Annotated in this window: 18 protein-coding genes; all 18 read right to left on the bottom strand. The window is 35.6% G+C overall.

Annotation, left to right across the window (positions count from 1 at the left end; genetic code table 11):
- Positions 1-76: 76 nt before the first annotated feature.
- Positions 77-1,171, bottom strand: coding sequence for a DUF2920 family protein (locus FCJ93_RS09500; protein WP_137743557.1), 1,095 nt, complete (start codon positions 1,169-1,171; stop codon positions 77-79).
- A 53-nt stretch (positions 1,172-1,224) separates the two neighbouring features.
- Complete coding sequence (gene pseC / locus FCJ93_RS09495) at positions 1,225-2,403, bottom strand: UDP-4-amino-4,6-dideoxy-N-acetyl-beta-L-altrosamine transaminase (protein WP_137743556.1); 1,179 nt, start codon at positions 2,401-2,403, stop codon at positions 1,225-1,227.
- 25 nt (positions 2,404-2,428) lie between these two features.
- Positions 2,429-3,370, bottom strand: a complete 942-nt coding sequence (locus FCJ93_RS09490; RefSeq protein WP_137743555.1) for an SDR family NAD(P)-dependent oxidoreductase — start codon at positions 3,368-3,370, stop codon at positions 2,429-2,431.
- A 17-nt stretch (positions 3,371-3,387) separates the two neighbouring features.
- The gene (gene pseI, locus FCJ93_RS09485) at positions 3,388-4,434 is read right to left on the bottom strand and encodes a pseudaminic acid synthase (protein ID WP_137743554.1); all 1,047 of its coding nucleotides are present in this window, start codon (positions 4,432-4,434) and stop codon (positions 3,388-3,390) included.
- On the bottom strand, positions 4,424-5,467 hold the full coding sequence (gene pseG / locus FCJ93_RS09480; RefSeq protein ID WP_137743553.1) for a UDP-2,4-diacetamido-2,4,6-trideoxy-beta-L-altropyranose hydrolase: 1,044 nt from the start codon (positions 5,465-5,467) through the stop codon (positions 4,424-4,426). Before pseG ends, pseI begins: the two co-directional genes overlap by 11 nt.
- Before the next feature lie 2 nt (positions 5,468-5,469).
- On the bottom strand, positions 5,470-6,195 hold the full coding sequence (locus FCJ93_RS09475; RefSeq protein ID WP_137743552.1) for a cytidylyltransferase domain-containing protein: 726 nt from the start codon (positions 6,193-6,195) through the stop codon (positions 5,470-5,472).
- Between the two features lie 25 nt (positions 6,196-6,220).
- Positions 6,221-6,754 (bottom strand): UDP-4-amino-4,6-dideoxy-N-acetyl-beta-L-altrosamine N-acetyltransferase, encoded by a 534-nt coding sequence (gene pseH, locus FCJ93_RS09470; RefSeq protein ID WP_137743551.1) that lies wholly within the window; start codon positions 6,752-6,754, stop codon positions 6,221-6,223.
- Between the two features lie 4 nt (positions 6,755-6,758).
- Positions 6,759-7,967, bottom strand: coding sequence for an acyl-CoA reductase (locus FCJ93_RS09465; protein WP_137743550.1), 1,209 nt, complete (start codon positions 7,965-7,967; stop codon positions 6,759-6,761).
- Positions 7,964-9,022, bottom strand: a complete 1,059-nt coding sequence (locus FCJ93_RS09460) for a LuxE/PaaK family acyltransferase (protein ID WP_137743549.1) — start codon at positions 9,020-9,022, stop codon at positions 7,964-7,966. The genes FCJ93_RS09465 and FCJ93_RS09460 overlap by 4 nt, the downstream gene beginning before the upstream one ends.
- 11 nt (positions 9,023-9,033) lie before the next feature.
- Positions 9,034-10,404 carry an AMP-binding protein gene (locus FCJ93_RS09455; RefSeq protein WP_137743548.1) on the bottom strand — a complete coding sequence of 457 codons (1,371 nt, stop codon included), beginning with the start codon at positions 10,402-10,404 and terminating at the stop codon, positions 9,034-9,036.
- 114 nt (positions 10,405-10,518) lie between these two features.
- The gene (locus FCJ93_RS09450; RefSeq protein WP_137743547.1) at positions 10,519-11,262 is read right to left on the bottom strand and encodes an SDR family NAD(P)-dependent oxidoreductase; all 744 of its coding nucleotides are present in this window, start codon (positions 11,260-11,262) and stop codon (positions 10,519-10,521) included.
- 11 nt (positions 11,263-11,273) lie between these two features.
- Entirely contained in the window at positions 11,274-11,513 is a 240-nt protein-coding gene (locus tag FCJ93_RS09445) for an acyl carrier protein (protein WP_137743546.1), read from the bottom strand.
- A gap of 101 nt (positions 11,514-11,614) precedes the next feature.
- Entirely contained in the window at positions 11,615-12,769 is a 1,155-nt protein-coding gene (locus FCJ93_RS09440; RefSeq protein WP_137743545.1) for a glycosyltransferase family 2 protein, read from the bottom strand.
- Between the two features lie 15 nt (positions 12,770-12,784).
- Positions 12,785-14,230 (bottom strand): CDP-glycerol glycerophosphotransferase family protein, encoded by a 1,446-nt coding sequence (locus FCJ93_RS09435; RefSeq protein WP_137743544.1) that lies wholly within the window; start codon positions 14,228-14,230, stop codon positions 12,785-12,787.
- A gap of 80 nt (positions 14,231-14,310) precedes the next feature.
- Complete coding sequence (locus FCJ93_RS09430; protein ID WP_137743543.1) at positions 14,311-15,450, bottom strand: glycosyltransferase family 8 protein; 1,140 nt, start codon at positions 15,448-15,450, stop codon at positions 14,311-14,313.
- A 77-nt stretch (positions 15,451-15,527) separates the two neighbouring features.
- On the bottom strand, positions 15,528-16,583 hold the full coding sequence (locus tag FCJ93_RS09425) for an FkbM family methyltransferase (RefSeq protein ID WP_137743542.1): 1,056 nt from the start codon (positions 16,581-16,583) through the stop codon (positions 15,528-15,530).
- A gap of 2 nt (positions 16,584-16,585) precedes the next feature.
- Positions 16,586-19,498 carry a 6-hydroxymethylpterin diphosphokinase MptE-like protein gene (locus FCJ93_RS09420; protein ID WP_137743541.1) on the bottom strand — a complete coding sequence of 971 codons (2,913 nt, stop codon included), beginning with the start codon at positions 19,496-19,498 and terminating at the stop codon, positions 16,586-16,588.
- Positions 19,492-20,832 (bottom strand): UDP-glucose dehydrogenase family protein, encoded by a 1,341-nt coding sequence (locus tag FCJ93_RS09415; RefSeq protein WP_137743540.1) that lies wholly within the window; start codon positions 20,830-20,832, stop codon positions 19,492-19,494. The genes FCJ93_RS09420 and FCJ93_RS09415 overlap by 7 nt, the downstream gene beginning before the upstream one ends.
- Positions 20,833-20,946 lie beyond the last annotated feature (114 nt).

Raw genomic sequence — 20,946 nt, 5'->3', positions numbered from 1 at the left:
TTTTATCCTAATTATTATATCGGACAAGAGAAGAGAATTTTTAAGTATTATTAGGATATCTATTTCCAAGTTTTAATTATTTATCTTGCACCAATAATAGCGGCACTCCATTTTGGTATTTTATATTATAGATAAATCTTTCAGTTACTATGGTATTGCTCTGTAAATTTAAATCCCTTGAGCTCTCGAAAACTCTGTTTTTCATTACAAGGTCAAACAAATTAATAAAATCAGCGTCCAAACCATGACTCGTTGATCTAAATGTTTTTCCGTCTACTTCCCCCTGACCGATTTGAATAAACTTACAGCCCTCAACCTGTTCGCAAAACTGCTTCTTAACATGATGATTAATTAAATTATCATTTGTGCCATGAAAACAAATGATATTACAGTTATTGTCTACTTGTTTATAAAGGTCTGGCAAATACAGGAGTCCTTTATCGAAATCCAATCTTGAAGCGAGGTAAGAGAATTCCGTATTTACTCTCATTTGTCCAATATTACTAAATAAAAAACGAGAACTCTTTAGATACTCGGGGTATAACCAAGAAGAATTATCAATTAACAAAGTAAATAGATTTGGTGCGAAGGCATTACAAAGGTAGCATAAATATGCCCCATGCGAGTGACCGTACAATATAATTTTTTTTGTATTGTATGGCAAATTGTTCTCTTTTAAAATTTGGACTATATAAGACAAAGATGTCACGTGATCCAAGGCTTGCATAATCCCCATATCATTAAAATTTTCAATTTTCTCATCTAAATCCTCATTAACATTGAGCTCTATATTATATTTACTCCCCACCTGAAGAAATTTATCGCTATTAAAACCTTGTCCAAAAACTTGCTTCATCTCAATTGAGGTAAAAATATTGCTAACTTCTTCTTTCGAAATTTGAGTTGTAATTCGGTTACTTCCTTGCATAAATTCTTGTCCAAAATAGTGACATTGTATGGTGATTAAATTGTATTCATCAGCAAATCTAGTACGCATTTTTTTGTATACATTGGATTGTGCATTTGCTCCAAAACCGGGTATAAGCAAGAGCAAACCTGTGTTTTCATTCACTATCTCTGGAAATGAAAAGTAAATTTTCATCTCCCTCTGACTATTATTGTTGTATATATTTGGGTGCGCCGGAACATTCATTTCATAATCTGTTGACATATTGCTACCTCTATTCTCAATCAAATTTCCAAGTCTACCAATAGGTATTTTTATTATTGATAATGATTAATCACTTTTCGAACAGCCTCAATAACTGATTGCACATCTTCATCAGACATTTTCGGAAAGAGAGGAATCGTTATGGCAGATTCGTACCATTCTTCCGCAATCGGACAAAGACCTTTTTCATACCCTAGCCCCTGATAATATGGATGGTGATAAACGGGCAGATAGTGGACATGTACACCGATATTTTCTGCCCGAAGAGCTTCAAAAATAGCTCTTCGTCCAGCCTTAAACTTCGATAAATCCAACTGGAGCATATATAAATGCCAGCTCGAATCCGTTGACTGCAACTGATAGGGAATTTGCACACCGTCAAGTTTAGAAAATTCTTTGTTGTAATTAGCAACGATCATTCTTCGTCTCTCGATAAAAGAATCCAGTTTCTTCATTTGCGAAACACCTAGAGATGCCTGTAAATCGGTCAAACGATAATTGTAGCCTAACTCAATCATCTCATAATACCAAGGGCCTTCATCCTTAGATAAATGAAGGTTGGTAATCCCATGTGAACGGAACCGTTTTAATTTCTCTGCATACTCCTGCGAATTCGTGACAATCATTCCTCCTTCGGCAGTTGTCACGTGTTTGACTGGGTGAAAGCTAAACATTGTCATATCAGCAAGCGTTCCTATCTTTTGACCTTTGTAACTTGCACCTAATGAATGAGCCGCATCCTCAATAACGACTAGCTTATGTTCTGCTGCTATTTCTCTAATAGCGTCCATATCTGCAGGTTGTCCCGTAAAATCAACAGCAACAATGGCTTTTGTATTTTCAGTAATAGCCCTACTGATTTTTTTTGGATCAATATTGTACGTGCGTTCATCGATATCAACAAATACCGGTCTTCCTCCACAATAAAGAACACAATTACTGCTTGCTGCAAATGTAATAGGGGAAGTAATCACCTCGTCACCCTTCCCAATTCCGGCTGCAAAACAAGCTCCGTGCAAAGCTGCTGTCCCATTAGAAAAGGCAACTGCATACTTTGCGCCAACATATTCGGCAACAGTACGTTCAAATTGTTCGATTGCAGGTCCCTGCGTAATAAACGCTCCCTTCAATGTATCGACAACGATTCGAACATCCTCTTCATCAATCCACTGTTGACCATAGGATAAATAGTTGGCTCTCACTGGTTGACCACCAAAAATAGCAAGTGTCATAATGTCTCCTCCAAAAAAGTCACCCTTAAATAAGGTGACTCGTTTTAATCCATTGTTCAGTTCGGCGCAATCCCTCTTCGAGACTTACTTTTGGCTGCCATCCTAAAAGTTTGTTTGCTTTTTCATAGTTACACAGTAGCTTTTGAATTTCACTTTGAGGATGGATATGCTCCACATGTTCAATTCTCGCTGAGTCTTCAACAATTAATTTCGCTAAATCATTGACTGAAATATCTCTGCCAAGGCCTGCATTGACGATTTCTCCATTCACCTGCTCCGAATAACCAGTTTGGACAACAAAATCAGCACAGTCATCTACAAAAAGTAGATCTCTTGTTTGCGTACCTTCGCCATAAATGCTTAATTTCTCACCAGCAAGCTTCTTCTTAATAAAAATGGCGACAACACCACCTTCGCCTCCTGTTTTTTGGAAGGGACCATATGTGTTAAAAGGCCGTATCACCACAGTCGGCAAGCCGTAAGCATGATAATAGGACAATACCATATTTTCGGCAGCAATCTTCGAACCAGCATAAGGTGAAGCTGGTTTAATAGGATGCTTTTCCGTAATTCCTGTCTCATCAAAACAACGATCATAAACCATGCATGTACTCATAAACACGACCTTGACGTTATGCTTTCGGCATTGTTCCAGTATGTAAAAGGTTCCTACCGTATCATTATTAAAAGTTGTACGAGGGTCATCGATTGAATCTTGGACATTAATGGACGCACCAAGATGATAGCAAATATCAAAAGCGTTCTTGGAAAAGATCTCTTTCAGCAACTGTTCATCTTTAATATCCCCGATGATGAATTGTTCAAGTTCCTGTTTAAATTCTGCGATATTCTCTTCACGCCCATTCGACAAATCATCTAAAATCCAAACTTTATGCCCATCTGAGAGTAGTTTTTTCGCAACGGCACGACCGATAAATCCAGCTCCACCAGTAAGTAACACGTTCATTTTTGTCCCACCTTACTTTATACAATGTCCCACGATAATGGGGTTCCTTTTTTCACATCTACTTTCGCCTGTTTTCCTAATACATTTTTGTAATGCTTTGGAGGCAGACCAAATCCTGGTCGGATAGCACGAATATTGTCCTTCGTCAACATTTCACCCGCTTTTATATCGTTGACAACGTATAATGAACGGCGATCTTTTAACGAACGCTCCTCCGCTTTTGTTGGCCCATAGCTAATTTGACCAAGACTTTGCCATGCTTTTTCAGTCTCTTCTACGAGTGCTTGCATTTCCTCTGGCTCCATAGAAAACGCAGCATCTGTTCCACCTTCAGTTCGAGAAGTCGTGAAATGTTTTTCGATCACAGTTGCACCTAAAACAACGCTCGCAACGCCAACTCCTATTCCCATCGTATGGTCGGATAAACCAACCTCACATTGGAATAACTCTTTCATGTGAGGAAGAGTCAACAGATTCGAATTCTCAGGAGAAGCCGGATAAGTACTCGTACATTTTAACAGGATAATATCTTTGCATCCTGCAGCGCGGGCAGCACGAATAGATTCATCGAGCTCAGCTACTGTTGCCATTCCTGTAGAGATGATGAGTGGCTTTCCAGTAGAAGCTGCCTTTTCAATAAGAGGGATATCCGTATTTTCAAAGGATGCAATTTTATAACATGGTACATTAAGCTCTTCAAGAAAATCCACTGCTGTCTCATCAAAGGGAGAACTAAAAGCAATAAGTCCTAGCTCCTGACATCTCCGAAAAATCGGTTCATGCCACTCCCAAGGGGTATAGGCTTCTTTATATAGGTCATAGTAAGACGTTCCCTTCCATAAACTTTCCGGGTTATCTATATAAAATTCTCCTTCTTTTATATCTAAAGTCATAGTATCTGCTGTATATGTCTGCAATTTCAATGCATCAACCCCAGTCTTAGCTGCTGCTTCTACAATTTGCAACGCCTTTTCTAAAGACTGGTTATGGTTCCCTGACATTTCCGCTATAATAAAAGGCTTATGTGCAGAACCTACGAGACGCCCTCCAATATTAATCGCCATTTCCAACCTCCATAATTGCTTTAACAACAGGGTGTATTTCATGCTTTCGATTTGCTTGCATGAGTAATGTTGATTTCGCTGAAAGCTCCCTTAATTTCTCAGGGGATTCCATTGCTCTATTTATTATATCGACAAGTTCCCTTTCTTTTACACCTTCATGCCAGCCCAGACTCCATATTGCTCCATACTTAGCTGCTGCAACGGTAGACTCCAGTTGGTTTTCAGCAACAATCGTCACAATCGAAGGCACCCCAAGATAGCAGCGTTCCCACATCGTAACACCTCCGGCCCCCAACGACAAGTCGGACTCTCTCATTAAGTCGGCAAGATAATTGATTTGTTCATAATAGCGGAAGCCTGATTTCTTACATATTTTTGCAATTAAATCTTTCTTTAGGTTTGATAGTCCAACTACTACATGAACCTGGACATTCCCCTGCACTAACTGACTAAGGGCATACAGCGCCTTCACCGTTTCCCCTGTCGGGTCAGAGCCACCGTAAAAAACTAAAATATTGCCAACCTGAGCATTTGTCCGAATCCTATTTTCTTTATAGAACTCCGGTCTGAGAAGTAAATAGGATGGTCCCAATAACTTTTCACATTGCTTTGGCACTAAAGCATCGTATCTGCTCTCAAAATTCTCTTGATAATTCTGATCTAAAAGAAGATCGCAATCATGCTTGCGATTCGCCAAATCATCAATCACCATAAGCTTAAGCTTACTTAATTTTCTTTTTAAAACACTTTCCCATTTTTCGTCTATTTGATAATGATCAACAATCACTAGATCACATTCTTGTTCTTTCAATATGGCTACTGTACGCATAGCATCATACTCAAATTTCCCACTAACAGCAATCACTTCAAAACCGAAAGACCTCACGTACTCGATCATATTACCAGCTAGCTCAGCACAAATAAAAGTAACCCTGGCTCCATTCCCCTTTAAAAAATTGGCCAAGGTAAGACAGCGCATCATATGTCCAGTTCCTATTGTAAACGAAGCATCTACGCGAAAAAAAATATTCATCTCTACACGACCGGTTTTTGCTCGATATGAGCGTTAATTTTCGCAATTTCAGGATGGTCTAAAAGAAAACGTACGACCTCTACTGAAGGTACAAGTAAATCCCCTTTGAAATGCTCAGCAATCTGCTGACATAGTTCATAGTCTTCTTCTGTGTCTAAGGTAATTCTAAGATGAGGATGGCTGAGCCCTTGAGGTAGAGCTACATAAGACCACGAAAACTCATGATGCTTTTCATACGCATAATAAGTTACATGTTCTATATGACGCTGCTCCTTACCATGCTTCTCAATATATTTCAGTGCAGCAAATGAGAATAATTCAACTGCTAACCCTCTTGGCAATTCTCCTCCAATTTTTATAAAATCACTCGGAAATTCTTCCATTCTCATAATCATCTCTGATGCTAATTGAAAATCAACATACGGACAATCAGCGGTTACTCTAATAACATAATCGGGATTATATCGTTCCGCTGCTTGCACATAACGAGAAAGGACATGTTCTTCAGAACCACGAAAATAGGCAATATCTTTTTGTTTACACCACTCTTCCACAATATCGTCTTGTGCAAGGGTGGACGTTGCCACTACTACATCACTCACTCCGTTCATTTTTTTACATCGCTCGACCACATATGAAAGAACATCTTTTTTGCCTAAGGGCTTTAAAATCTTACCAGGCAATCGGGAAGAACCCATTCGTGCCTGAATAATGACCATTGTTTTCATAAGCCGCCACACCTATCAAATAAATTTATTGTACTTCTGGAATATAGTTAGAGAATTTGCTTCCGCATGTATCCCACATATTTTTCGTCATCTCATATATATAAACATGATGATATTTGTTATATTTAAAAATATGTTCTGAAAAATACCCCACTTCTCTAGCACCCTGTTTCAAATGAAGCTTTCTGACTCCCTCGTTTTCTTCCATTACTTCTCCTACAAGCTTATTCAATCCCATCGTTTTAAAAGCGTAATTATAGACATACGGACCGATAAAGCCACCTAACATACTAAACTTCGGATTCCCAATATAAAAGTTCCAATAAGCTCTCTTATCACGAGAATGAATATCCGTTATGGAAACAAGTCCGATCGGCTCGTCTCTATAGATCATAATCCAATAATAACTGTGAGGATCTTTTTTAATGGACTCAAACCAGCTTCTCTGTTTTACTAAATCATACTCAATGTCGGTATACATATACCTCGTTACAAATTCGCTCGTCCGCCAATTTAAAATTAATTCTAAATGTTCTTCTTTAATAGAAACAAATTGCATAATATCACCTAATAACAAGTTCTCTAGTAAAATGCATCATTAAATCATAGCCATCCCAAACTCCTCCAAAAGCTAATGACTGTCCTACAGGTACAATCCGGTCAATACTCCTATTTTCAATAGCGTTTGCAAAATCTATCAACGCCTCTCGCGTAAAACCAAAATAGGATAAAGTCTGATCCTTATCATCAAGTAGAGAATTTAAATCCTTTAATTTCGGTAATTCTAATTCATAAAATAGTCCCCCACCGCAATGCCTTTCTTTCATTTCCCTATTAATAGCTTCCAATTGGACACGAGTGAAATTCTGTTGATGCATAAAAGAAGTCGTTTCATTATCAATACTTAATAAATAACCTGTCGTTAATTTCTGCACCTGCATTGCTGCCGATAGCTCTTCCAGATGAGCATCTAAATGGTCATTTAATTCGTTCCAAAAACGCTTTTGTGCAAGGGCAATTAAATCTGGACTTCCAATCCATGCGATCAAGCGAGGGGATGAACAGGCCATTTGCGAAAACCAAAAACCATCATTATAAAACTGATGAACAAATTCTTTCATATCGGACTCATTTGCATTAATGACTTCCTTTGCCTCAAAGGCAGACAACGAAAAACGATCGGGAAAAACCAACTCAGTGGCTAATGGCGCCAGCGGTATAGAACGAATTTTCCGCACCGTCTCATCTCCGCCCCAAACAATTCTGATATGACAACGCTCTGATAAAAAACGGGTAATTTCATCATTATGTTCATAAGTAACAATTGCAGTTCTACTAGCAACCTCTGGATACTGAGCAATCTCTTTTAATATTGCCGCAATAAGCAGATCAGTTTGCTGCTGTTCACGTCCGGAAACTCGCAATATATTGTTATTTCCCGCAAGCATCGAAAGCACCCACGAATAAACAAATATTGTATCAACATTGGAAGGGGCAAAATGCAATGCAACTCCCCGTGCCCGTAACAGTCTATTGTCAGCTCTTTTTAAAAAGGAAGCTTTCATTTCCTCGATATGTGCCCTTCTCAACCAATAGGCGAGTGTAATTAATTCTGGGTATCTTCGATAAGTATGATCCTTTAAGATCGTTTTTGATAATGATTGCAGAAAAGCAACCACTCTTTGATCAAATGGTTTTAGTGGCTTCATCTGGATAACAGACTCTATCTGGGTTTGCCATCTTTCCGAGGTAGCTGGCCAATAAAATCTCATATCGTCTTCCCCACCTTTTTGTCGAAAGCGAATGTATCACTACATCCGCGTAGCTCTGCTTTTGGTATTCTACCTGCGACAGAAAAATACTTTCCCTTCCAACCGCATGAGCAATCATCTTCACCATGAATGGTCCCTAAATCTTCTGTCAACAAACTGTGCCCTGGATAACTTTTTGGTAAAGTACTCAGCACTTGAATCAATCCTTGTTCACCAAAGGGAAGCGGCTGAAAAGAAAGGGGATCTCTTATAATAACATCTGCATAAACGGGTGTATGAAGATGCCCCTTTGGACATTCTACAAAAATGGAGCCGACTTGCTCGACCATTCCATAATAATTATGAATCGATTGAATACCAAATTGTTGGAAAAGCATGTCCTTAAATCTCTCATTACTAACAGACTGATCTTTTAACTTTTTCCAACCGCCACCATGAATCAGCACACTGTCTTTTAAATTTAATTTAATTCCTTTGCTTAAAGCAGCTTGATAAAAATATTGCCAAATCATAAATGTAAAGCCAAATAGAAGAACCCTTTCATCCTTGTGTTGTTCCAAAAATTCATTTAAACCGTCCCAATCGATCGTCATATCATCATGGAGCAAGTAAAAATGCCTTCTTCCAAAATTGGAAAATCCTAAAATCCCTGCCCCTCTGGCACTAAATGATTTTCGGTCCTTTAAAACATTTTTTGTGTCAATCATAATCATTGGTAAGCGTTTCTTGCCAAGCAAGGGGGTCATAACTTCTACAAGAGCTTTAGTCTGTGCCTTAGCTGTGTCTTTATCTAAATATATTTTGGATACTTGCTGACCTGTTGTACCGCTTGATGTTAAAACCTTAAAAATATCGTTCTCTTCAATGGAGTGCAATGCCAGCATTTTAAAAAGTTGAACTGGCAAGAAAGGAATCTCCTCTAAGTTTGTTACTTCTAAAGCATGATTCGATTTACTTAGCATTTGTTTATATGGTTCACAGTGACTATAATGAAATTTCGTCAGCTCATTTAATTCTGCTAATAAGTAATTCTGTTTGTCAGCACTTTTCGTCATAAAAGGTTCCACTATAACATCATTTCCTTTAACACTACATAATTTACTTTACCATTCGCTAGTCTTGGGATATCCTCCACCACTTTAACTTGAAAAGCACTTCTATGTAGCTTATATAAATCTTCCATTAGCCTCTTTATCTCTTCCTTCAATTCCATCACATCGGTTACTACGAATAATTTATCATCCGTACCTACACAGAAAACGTCCTTTCGCAAGGTTTTTTCAAGCTGCTTTTCGATCTCGTCCAAATTTAACCGTAGCCCAAATAATTTAATAAATCGCTTCATGCGGCCCTTAATGTAAAAGTAACCATCTGCATCGACTTCCGCAATATCTCCCGTATGCAGCTTGCCGTGTAGCTCATCACCTCTTGCTAAATCGTTAAAATCTTTGGCATAGCCCAGCATCACATTAGGACCCTCATAGATTAATTCTCCCGTTTCTTCATCAATCGTTAACTTTCCATTTGGGATCGCCTTTCCTATGCTTCCTATTTTGTTAAGAATCTCTTCTGGAGGTACATAGCTAATCCGTGGTGCTGCTTCAGTTTGACCATACATCACATAGAATTTTTTAGCAAATCTACTCGCATACTCAGCATAAACGGAAATGAGTTTTTCGCTTAACCTTCCCCCCGCTTGCGTAAAGTATCTCAAATGAGGCAGCTCCATTTTTTGAAAACCAATTCTCAAAAGTGTTTGATAAGTATAAGGCACCCCTGCCAGTGAAGTGGCTTTCTCATTTTCAACAAACTTCCAAAATTCTTTCGAAATGATGCTATCATTGGTTAATAAAATGGATGCTCCTACGTGAAGGTGGCTATTTATGATGGAAATACCGTACGAATAATGGATGGGTAGGTTAACCAAGCCTCTGTCATCTGTTTGTAGATGTAAATATTCGGATATCGATTTTGCATTAGCAGCAATATTTTCATATGATAATTTCACAAATTTCAAGCTTCCAGTAGTACCAGATGTACTTAATAAAAGAGCGACATCTTGAAAAATCTCATAGTCTGGAGCCACACTTCTTCTTAAAATACCAGCTTCAATTGACTTATAATCTTCATGATGAACATCACCAATTATATATGCCGGCTGATACGAATCAATAATCGTTTGTAAAAGGCTTTCCTCCAGATCTGCATTAACTAACATAACTGCATCTTTATTTTGAAGGACAGCCAAATAAGAGACAATATACTCATAGTTGTTTTTGGCCAAAATCAGAATTAGTTGTTTATAAGAGGCTCTTATTTTCTTTTGCAATCTCTCCATATCCTGTTGTAATTCACTGTAAGTATATGCCTTACCTACCTGTTCGACTACAGCAACGCGATCCTTATATTCATTGAAATTATTCCAAAATGTATGCATGATTTCTCACCTGTCTATTTACGAATTATATTAGATTTTAAACTATCGCGACTAAAGAATCTCCATTCTTCTTTTTCATCGGCCAAAAATAAAAAAAGTGTAGATAAGGAGCCATTAAACGACCATGCCCCCATCTACACCGATCACCTGCCCAGTAACATATGAAGATAAATCTGACGCTAGAAAAAGAAAGACGTTCGCCACTTCTTTCGGCTCTCCAATTCGCTTCATTTTAATACTCTCGATCACTTTTTCCAATCTTTCGTCTTTATAATGACCTATTAAATCCGTGTTTATAAACCCAGGTGCTACCGCATTAACTCGAATATGATACGGTGCTAATTCTTTCGAAACCGATTTTGTTGCACCTATCACCGCAGCTTTGCTTGCTGAATAAGCAGAATTTCCTTCAATGCCATTCGTCCCTGCTATTGAACTGACATTTATAATAGAACCTTCCTTTTGCTTCATCATGATACGCGATGCATACTGCATATGGTACAAAACAGAATGTACATTCGTTTCCATTGTTTGCCCTATAAGCTCATCACTAACCAAACCAAGCAGTGATTCATTCATCACACCTGCATTATTAATAAGTACATCAAGTCTGCCGAACTCTTTCTTGATTGCCTTAAAGCTATTTTTTATGCTCGGAAAATCTTTAACATCATAGGTTAGCACATACGGACTAATTGAACTAACTTTCGCTACCTTCTCTATTGTCTCCGTTAAAGAAGCTGCATAGCGAGCATGCAATATTAGTCGTGCGCCATGCTCCGCAAATAAAAGAGCTGCTGCTTGTCCTATTCCTCTCGAAGCTCCCGTAATAAAGACTACTTTATTCTTTAATAACATTTGCATCGGACCTATTCAAATCGAATATCATACTTTTGTAGAATTTCTTTTGCTTTTGCAAAGGAACTCAAATCAAGTACATCATCCGTATCAAGCATAATATCAAACTGGTCGTCAATTTCTGCTACCAACGCCATATGAGCAACTGAATCCCATTCGGGGATAGTATTGTAGGCTAGAGTATCTGTTACTTGGCTTTCTTCAATACCTAATGCTTCTGCAAAGATGGATTTTAGTTTTTGCTGGTTCATAATTTCCCTCACTTCTATTCAAATGTATTTAAGTTCATCTAAGAACAAATTTTTTCAATTCAAAAAGACACTTAAAGCTATTAATAGTTCTCTATACCAACTTATTTTGAATAACTTAGAAGAACTTTCCTTAGTTCTCTCCAAGTAAATCGAAAATTTCCCTCTTCATTATTCATGAGAATTCTTAAATTTAATTCAGCATCCATATAACCTGGAAAAAGTTTTAAAGCTCGTTCAAATAATTCCTTTGCTTTATTTCTTTCACCCGTATAAATATACAATATACCTAAATTGTTTACTGAAGCACCATGCGAAGGTTCACATTCTAAGGCTTTAATTAAGCAAGCTTTTGCCTCAACATAATTCTTTTTCTTAATATAATAAAGCGACTTTAAAAAAAACACACTATCTCCCGAATGATAATCTAATTTAGAAAATTCTTCAAAAGCCTCTTCCCATTTTTCTAGTCGATATAGCATTGAAATATAGTCTAAACGATTTCTATCTTTAGTCTGTCTTCTATTAAATAATGCGCCTTTTATTTCTGTTAACTCGAATTTCCTTAAAATATCTATCTCTGCATTTGCCGTTTTATTAAACTCATTCGTTGTATTATTAGGATGCCTCCTTACCTTTACTAACGGCTTATCAACATAGGCAAAACCCCATTTTTTTGCTAACCTCAGCCATAAGTCCCAATCTTCATTATATTTTAGTTTTTCATTAAATCCCCCAACATCCATCAGTGCCTTTTTATTAATTAAAGCTCCTGAGGGTGTTACAATTTGATTCCTAAAAAGTTCATAACCAAATATTTCGCCAGTGCCATATTGCTTCCCTCTTAAAATTCTGTCCAAACTTTCTCCGTTTTCATTTATTTGTAAATAAGCAGGGTGAACAAGAGCCCACTTATTGGGACTGCTTTTTTCAAGCTTCTTCAAATATTTGATTTCTTCCTCCACTAGAGTGGGATGAGCAATATCGTCCGCATCCATAAAAAGTAGCCACTCACCGTGTGCAGTTTCTATTCCTTTATTACGTGCTGTTGAAACTCCCAGATTACGACTTTGCCTAAGTATCTTTATACTTTTATCAGTATTTGCATATTTTCTTATAATTTCTAAAGTGTTGTCAGTACTACAGTCATCAATGATTAAAATTTCGTCTAGTTTAATACTTTGCCCAATTAGGCTCTCTATTGATTCATCAATATACTTCGAAGCATTATATGCGGGCATTATCGCTGTTATTTTCATTATTAATTTCTCCCTTTATGAATATAGTTCTAGGAAGATATCTTTTTCAAATTCTTTATTGCTCTTATACAAAGGATAAATAAAAATATTGTTATATTTTTTTACTAGCTCGTCATAAATTTCACTTTCATAAGCCTCTGATGAAATAATAATCACCTTCGGGTTTAGTGTTTGAATCATATTTTTAGGATAAATTTCTAAACCCATGATTCTCTTTCCATGTTTTTGTTTATCATTATCAATAATTCCAATAATATTAAGGTTTAAATTACTTACTTTTTCTAATAAACACTTTGTGTGTTCACCAGCTCCAAAAATAACCATTCCTTCATTTAAATCAACTCTATTTATAATATCTCTTTTGATAATAGATTCTAATCCACAATAATCTCTATTAAAATGATTAATGATATAATTTGGCAGCTCAATTTTCTGATTTTCAACAAAATGAATTATAGCATCACTAGCTCTCTTACTTGCTGTTCCATCAGCAAACTTATAAACAGCATTAACTGCTTTTTCACGTTTTTGCTTTTGAGTTTTACTATCTATAAGAGCAACTTCTATATTTTCTATTAGTTCCTCAGGTTCATTACAATTCACACCAACATCTGCATGTTCCCAATATCTTAAACCATGTTCTACGTTTCTTCGATACCATGGTGCATTTAAGACTACAACCGGCCGATTCGTACTGGCAAACTCATAAAGAGTTGACATATGATCACAAATGTAAAGATCCGCTCGAGTTAAAACTTCATGAAAATTTTTAACAATTTCGAATCCTAGTTCTTTATAATGTGGAATGAGTTCCTCTATCATTTGGGGATGACCATGACCCAATATTTCCCATCCGCGTTTTTTTGCTTCTAAAGCTAACTCTGGTAATGCCTTCTGAAAATGTGGAAATGAGGTTCTTGTCTCTGGTACAAGCATGCGGTCATAATGAAAGGAAATAGCAATTACTGTTTTCTCATTTTTATTCTTTTTAAAATTTGTATGCCAATAATCCAATTTAGGGCACCCTACAACTGCCACATTATTATTTTGATAAACATGCTTTATAATACTTGCAGTATAATCATTTGGTAAAATATCCAATATTACATTTTTTCTTAGCGGAAATAACAAATGTTCTTTCCCTTTATAGTATTGTCCTGCTCCATGCTCTACTAAACCGATCGGTCTTTTTAATTTCTCTATAAAACCATCAAAAATACTTGCTGTAATTAACAATTGTTGACTCTTTTCCAAATAATCCAATACACTATTTAAATCATCAAACTTTTTAATAGAATACTCTTCTTTTGACAAGTTATAATCTGAAATCGAGTGCTTATAATTATAGATAACAAATTCTCCTTTATACTCCCAAGGGATTTCTTTCCAAATAGGCAGTAAATGATCAAAATGATGTGGTCTCCACGCAAAGAAATCAATAATCTTGTTCTTATCATTCATTTTTCCGCACCTCAAATAATTAATATGGATCACTAATTACAACAAGAATCACAAATAGAACTGTGTCATACTATATTTTCTTACCGTCTCTTCCAACCTAGATTAAAATGTATCGACTCGATAAAGTTTAATTTCTCAAGTTGCAATTTAATTTCTTCATAGTACATGCTAGCAACCAGTATATAGATTTCTTTTTTATTTTCTGTTGCTAGTTTTTCCAGACCATATATCTTTTTATTATAAAACGTACTATTCCATTGTTCTTTGTTGTTATCCACATAATATTCTATACTATGTCCAAGGCATATTAATCTCTCTGTAAGTAACTGACTCGCTTTGCCTGTTCCAAAAACCACTAGTTTTTTACTTAATAACTTTATCATTTCCTTTTTTTCAAGTGGTTCATAGTTTTTCCATCTACTCTTCCTCAAATACCTTTCATATACATCTGAAAAAGGTTGTATGCTTAAATAATGCCACGGTTTAGAATAACCAGTGTAGTGAAGTATTGCTAACTCATTTTCTCTCTCACTAAAAATATTCTCATTACTTAATTTAAAAGAATCCATGAGCTGATATTTCGAGGTACGTTGATTCCAATAATTAGGAAGAGGCAGCCAAGCTTTATCAACAAGTACAGCATTGAAAGCATCTTGATCATGAAGTTTAATCCTGCTAGACATCTCTACCAAGTAATCCAATGCTTTTTCCGACACTTTATTCTCTCGCCACAGTTTTAAGTTAATCAGCATTACTCCAGAATTGAAATATTTGGAGGTTTTTGCTATCTTTATTTCGCCATGTCTATTAAACTCAGGTTCAACTACAGCTGCCAATATGTAATTACTAATATCAATGTCCCATAAACCTTTAATATCTCGATTTACAATTAAATCACAATCTAAAAACAATACTTTATCATTCAAAAAATGAAGTGCCTCTGGTATTGACAGTTTATAATATGCTGCATGACTCATGTTATCCTTTACTGCCAATTCTTTGTACTTTTTTTTATCAATTTGAACAAAAAAAATGTCTGAACCATATTCTTTCACTGTCTCAGTCAAGTAACTTTTATTGATAGACGAGATACCTCCATCAATTATATAAATTGAAATTAACTTTCTTGAGGTGGTTTGTTCAAATAAAGATATTAACATTACACCTAAATGTTGCGCATAATTATCATCAGAAACAGCAACTATTTGAATTTTTTCCATTAAGTTCTCCTTATAATTTAAATAGATTTTAGGTTACTTTTTTCACCAGATTTATTGTTAAAATCACTCATAAAGTATCAACTCTTTAATTCCAAAATTATATCTGTGTGGAAATTCTTTTCTAAAAGAATTTCTCTTATTCTCTTCATTTCACGAACTATTTCATTATTCATATCAAAAATTGAAATCCAAAATGTTTCAGCAAGATATCTTAGAAAGTCCTCAGCGTTTACTTTATTTAATTCCAGTAACCTTTTATCAAACTCTATATAACCAGTAGCTTTTTTAACCTGTGATAGGATATTTTTCATACCTTTAATTACTTCATACTCAAAACCTTCAACGTCTATTTTGAAAAGCAATACTTTCTTCTCACTATCATTTTTAAGCAAATCATCTACTTTAATTGTTGGTATAACAACTCTTTTATGATTATCAAGTGTTTTAAAAGCTTTTGATTCCCCTGAAGAATATGTATTAATATAAAAATCTTGAGTTTTTCTTTCACTATTACCTGCAAGAGCATTAACTATATGAACATTTTTCCTGTTTTGAATTTTTATAGTTCTCTCTAAATACGGAATTAACTCTGGATTAGCTTCAATACCATATACTTTACAATTAAAATCATATTCACTAGAAAGAATACATTCTCCATAATTTACACCTATATCTAACACTAGATCTGGTTTTATTTCAGTAACCTTTTTTGCCCAAAATTCCATTAATCTCTTTTGAGATGGGAATTCCTTAGTTAAAAGATTAATAATCCTCTGGTCAGCTAAATTCACAGCAAAAGGCTTCCCTTTCAAGGTAATTTCAAAGGGATACTCTCCCCATTCACCGTTGCCACCAAAAAAATGAACATTGTGTTTAAATCCCATTTGCGATAGTTGTTCCTTAATTTCTTCATGAAAAGAACTTGATATAATAATTAGAGTTTGTTTTACATCAATTTCTCTTAATTCTGTAGGTGATTTTATTACAGCACCATCTATTATTTTACCCCATTTTTTACTATCGTTATCTACAAAGAAGCTAACTGTTAGTCCAAATTTATTGAGTTTTTTTTTCGCTTGTTCTCCAAAACTAGATGCTCCAAACAATACGATATCTTTATTCTTATCAATCATTTTTATTTCAGCTCCAACACATTATTTATTGTCAAAATGGGGCGAAAACCAGTAGTACTTAAAACTTTGTTTGATAAAGAGTTTTTAGATGTAATATAGTACGGCCTTTTTAACATTCTTCTCATTTTTCTATTTTCGGTGCCCTGGATAGGAGAATTTGTCCACGAAGCTATATCTTTTATAGTACTATTTTGAAAATGCCAAATATCATCTCTTCTTGGAAATACACCATTTTCATCAGATACTAAATACTTATCCCAATCGTTATTCTTATCATTCTGAGATACTCCACCAGTCATTAATTTCACTTTTGAACTATAGCCCTTTATATCTTTAAATATTTCCCTTCCATTTGAAGTCGCAATTCCATTTTCATAAAGTTGATCCCAAGAAATACTGTGCTGCACATTTCGATCAGCAATCAATTTCTTTTTACCATCAACCTCATCAACCATAATGAAATAGAAATCTCCATCTGGAAATGCGCTAGACTCAGGTGGAATAAATTCCTTAGTTTCTTTTCCTAAACCTAGAAACTCACCGACCTTATTATATGTAGCTTTATAGTGACAGCGAATTCTCTTGCCAAGTTCTAATTCCTCAATGTTGCTCACTTCATGTACATGGCTGATCCGGCTATTTGACGCAGTTTCTATTCCTGAGAATACGAAATTTCCTTCATCTAACACTTTTAACTCAATAAGGTGTTCTTCATTTTTTAAATAATGCTTTTCAAACAAGATTTGCTTGAAATTTGCCGTTTCAAAATTATGTAGATCTGAATTTCTTACTGAAACCTTTTCTGTGCTCCCGTCAATCGTAATCTCAATTTGTTTTTTTGAGCTGTCTCTTCTCATTGAACCTAAAATTTTTAATGAAGTTCCTTTAAAACGAAATGTTACGGAAGCATTGTTTCTTCCATTCATTTGTTTCACGGAGTAGTCAACAGAGTAACCAGCCGTCGGATTTTGCTTTTCCCATTCTCCAATATAGTGAAAAGCCCCACAATCGCTTGCGTAAAATTTACTTAGCGGCATTTCAACTTTATTCGAAAGTTCCCAATGAACCCTATAGATATTTCCAGCTACCTGTTCTAACGTTTGCTTACATTGGTCTATAAAAGGAAAATACCCTTCTATAATCAACTTTGCTCTCTCAATTTCACTTGTCAGTTTCCGGATATTTGCCGCTTTAATCGTCAATGCTTGAAATTGGGTCCGAAGAATCGGTTGAACAACATAAAAATAGATTTCATTACCAATGAATTTCTTCATTAACTTGTTAAACTTCTCTATAATTTTTGTCAACTTATCTGTTTTTTTATTTTCGACTCTTGCTTGCATTTCTACTAATCCTGAACGAACTTCCTTGTAATCTTTTCGAAACCGATCAATAGAGCGTTCAATTTTTTTACAGCATTCAAGTAGATAATTAAGATCATACTTATTTTCAATCCCTAAATACCAATTCTCGTCCACGACTTCTTTTTTAAATTCTTCATGGATTAACTCTTCTAGTGATTTAAAAATAGTCCCCTTTATAGCTGCTCCGCCTTTAGTTGTATTAAATACTTTTACATTAGGGTATTGGCTAATTTGATTCTCAAGAAATTCCCTCATACTATTAAAAGAAGAATTAGTCTCAACGCTGTTTCCATATACGTCTTCAACAAATAAAGTGAATTGGCGATCCTTCTCTTCTACTTTTATAGAACGATTTTTTTGTTGGTATTCAACATCCTTTGAGTAGTACTGCTCATTTTTAAAAGCCAAGTTTTGCCCGACAAACGCTATAGGATTACATCCTAGTTTTGCTCCAAGTTGGAAAGTAACTGCGGCAATGGTTGGCGAGTCCTGTACCACATCAATTTCGCCCCCATTTGAATTTCTTAAATAATACTTTGCCACCGTGTCTTGACTTGTAACCATATGAAGTTTTGGACCTTGATACATATCTAACGTTTCATAACCAACACTTGTTCCGTAAATCATTGGTATGCTTGTAATCCCTTGTTCAATCATACTTGCAAACACCTGATGATTATGTTTTTGAGGATCATAGGTACAAACAGCATCGGGCATAATATTTTGTGCTACTAACGCACGATTAGCTGAGCCAACTGCAAAAATATAAGCTAGTTTTTTTTCTTTAATATAGCGAAGATGTTCATATTCATCCTCTAAAGAGGGGCCAGCAGATACGATAATTAGAGGCTTATCACGAAATCGAAGCTTAAATTCATCACTTAATATATTGGGAGTATGAGCAGTTTTTGGCAAATTTACTAAGCTATTTAATGTCCATCTTGTACTATAAGCACTGTCTACATACAAAGTTTGTCTTTTAGAAGAAACGGCCGCTTTAAAATTTTCAGAAAATAGCACGAATTTCTCTTTAAATATCTGTTGATAGCTAGGCAAGACTACAAGTAAAATCCGCTCTCGTATATTATGTGTTAACTGTTCTAAAAAAAACTTCCCATCCTCGTTGGAGCTCTCGACAAAGATATTTTTTAATTTGTGAAGGGGAAGCTCTTTTAGTGACTGTTCATTTATAAACTCGTGAAAAATGTCTATACTTGGTTCATAAATAGAAAAATTAAAATTAGGATACCTCTTTAAAAACTCCTTTACATGATAGCCTAGTCCGACACCATAAAATAGCACATGCTCATAATCGTTAATATCAATATTTAGATTAGCTTGATCGATTAGTTGTTCTGCTTCTCTTTCAGGATCATATTTACTATGGACAAGCATGTTGCTTTCATCAAGTGTGATTTGGATAGTCGGCTTCCCTTTTCTTGACTCGATCGTCCGACAGGAAATTTCTTCTTTATTATCCCATCTGTTTTCCAATTTCTTTACTAGCTCAGGGTAGTTTAGTTTTAAAAAGGATAAATTTTCAGCTACCATAAGTAAATCGCCTCCCTCTTCAACAGAAAATCTAAGTTGCTGACGGAATCAACTGTATAATATTCAAATCCACGCTTTTGTAATTCTTCCATTGATAGACAATAACGCCCGTCAAATACAATTGCCGTTTTCATTAATAGCTTCATTTTCGCCAGATCAATTTTTTTGAACTCGTCCCATTCCGTTAAAAATAGACAAGCATCCGCTCCCTTTATAGCCTCATAAAAGGAATCTTTATATTGCACCTCATAAGGAAGAACTGATTTCGCCTTCTCCATTGCAATTGGATCATATGCTACTATTTGAGCACCATGACTGATCAGTTCATTAATAATCTTAATTGAAGGGGCCTTACGCATATCATCAGTATTAGGCTTAAAAGAAAGACCAAGAACAGCGAGTTTTTTATCTTGCAAATTAGAAAATCTACGAAGCACTTTTTCTACCAATTTTAACGGTTGTTTTTCATTGACATGAATGACACTATTCAAGATTTCTAATTCATAGCCATTTTCTTGTCCAATATGCAACAACGCATTCGTATCTTTCGGAAAACAAGAACCCCCATAGCCTATACCTGCATTTAAAAAAGCATGGCCAATTCGTTGATCCATTCCCATGCCCTTTGAAACGTCTGTTATATTCGCACCAACTTTTCCGCATAAATTTGCTATTTCATTTATAAAACTTATCTTAGTTGCTAGAAATGCGTTAGAAGCATATTTTATTAGTTCAGCACTCTCAATATCAGTATGTACTACAGGGAGGTTAAACGGATTGTAAATCCTTTCAACAAAATTAGCAGTTTCCTTTGTATCTGCACCAATGACAATTCTGTCCCCATGAAAAGTGTCAAATATTGCATGACCTTCTCTTAAAAACTCGGGATTCGAAACTATTTCTACTTCCACATTTACCTGAAGATGTTCGATAATTGTTTTCTTAATAGTTCTGTTTGTTCCAACAGGTACTGTACTTTTTGTAATAACTACGATATTGCTTTTTAAATGTCTCGCAATATCCTTGGCTGCCTGCAAAATATAAGTTAAGTCCGCTGATCCATCCTCACTTTGCGGCGTATCTACGGCAAGATAAACTGCGTCTGCATCATCGAGTCCTATTTCATGACTTAAAGTAAACCGCAGTTTTTTGTCAGATATGTTTTTCTTTAACAGCTCCTCTAAACCGGGTTCATAAATAGGAGATATTCCACTGCCTAGTTTTTTAACCTTCTGTTCATCTATATCAATACATGTAACATCATGACCGATCTCCGCAAGACATACGCCGGTTACAAGTCCAACATAACCTGTCCCAATGATTGCAATCTTCATTTTTTTCACCTGCAAATTTTATTAAATTCTCCAGAACTTCAATAACGGTTTTCACTTTCAAAGCATCTCGATTAAAGCAAAATCATTATAGTAGTTTAACCTTTTGCTTAGAAC

Origin of the sequence: Robertmurraya siralis (assembly GCF_005502275.1) — a bacterium.
Classification (GTDB): Bacteria; Bacillota; Bacilli; order Bacillales; family Cytobacillaceae; genus Robertmurraya; species Robertmurraya siralis.
Note: the sequence above shows the minus strand (reverse complement) of the source record. Positions and strands in the feature narration are given on the sequence as shown.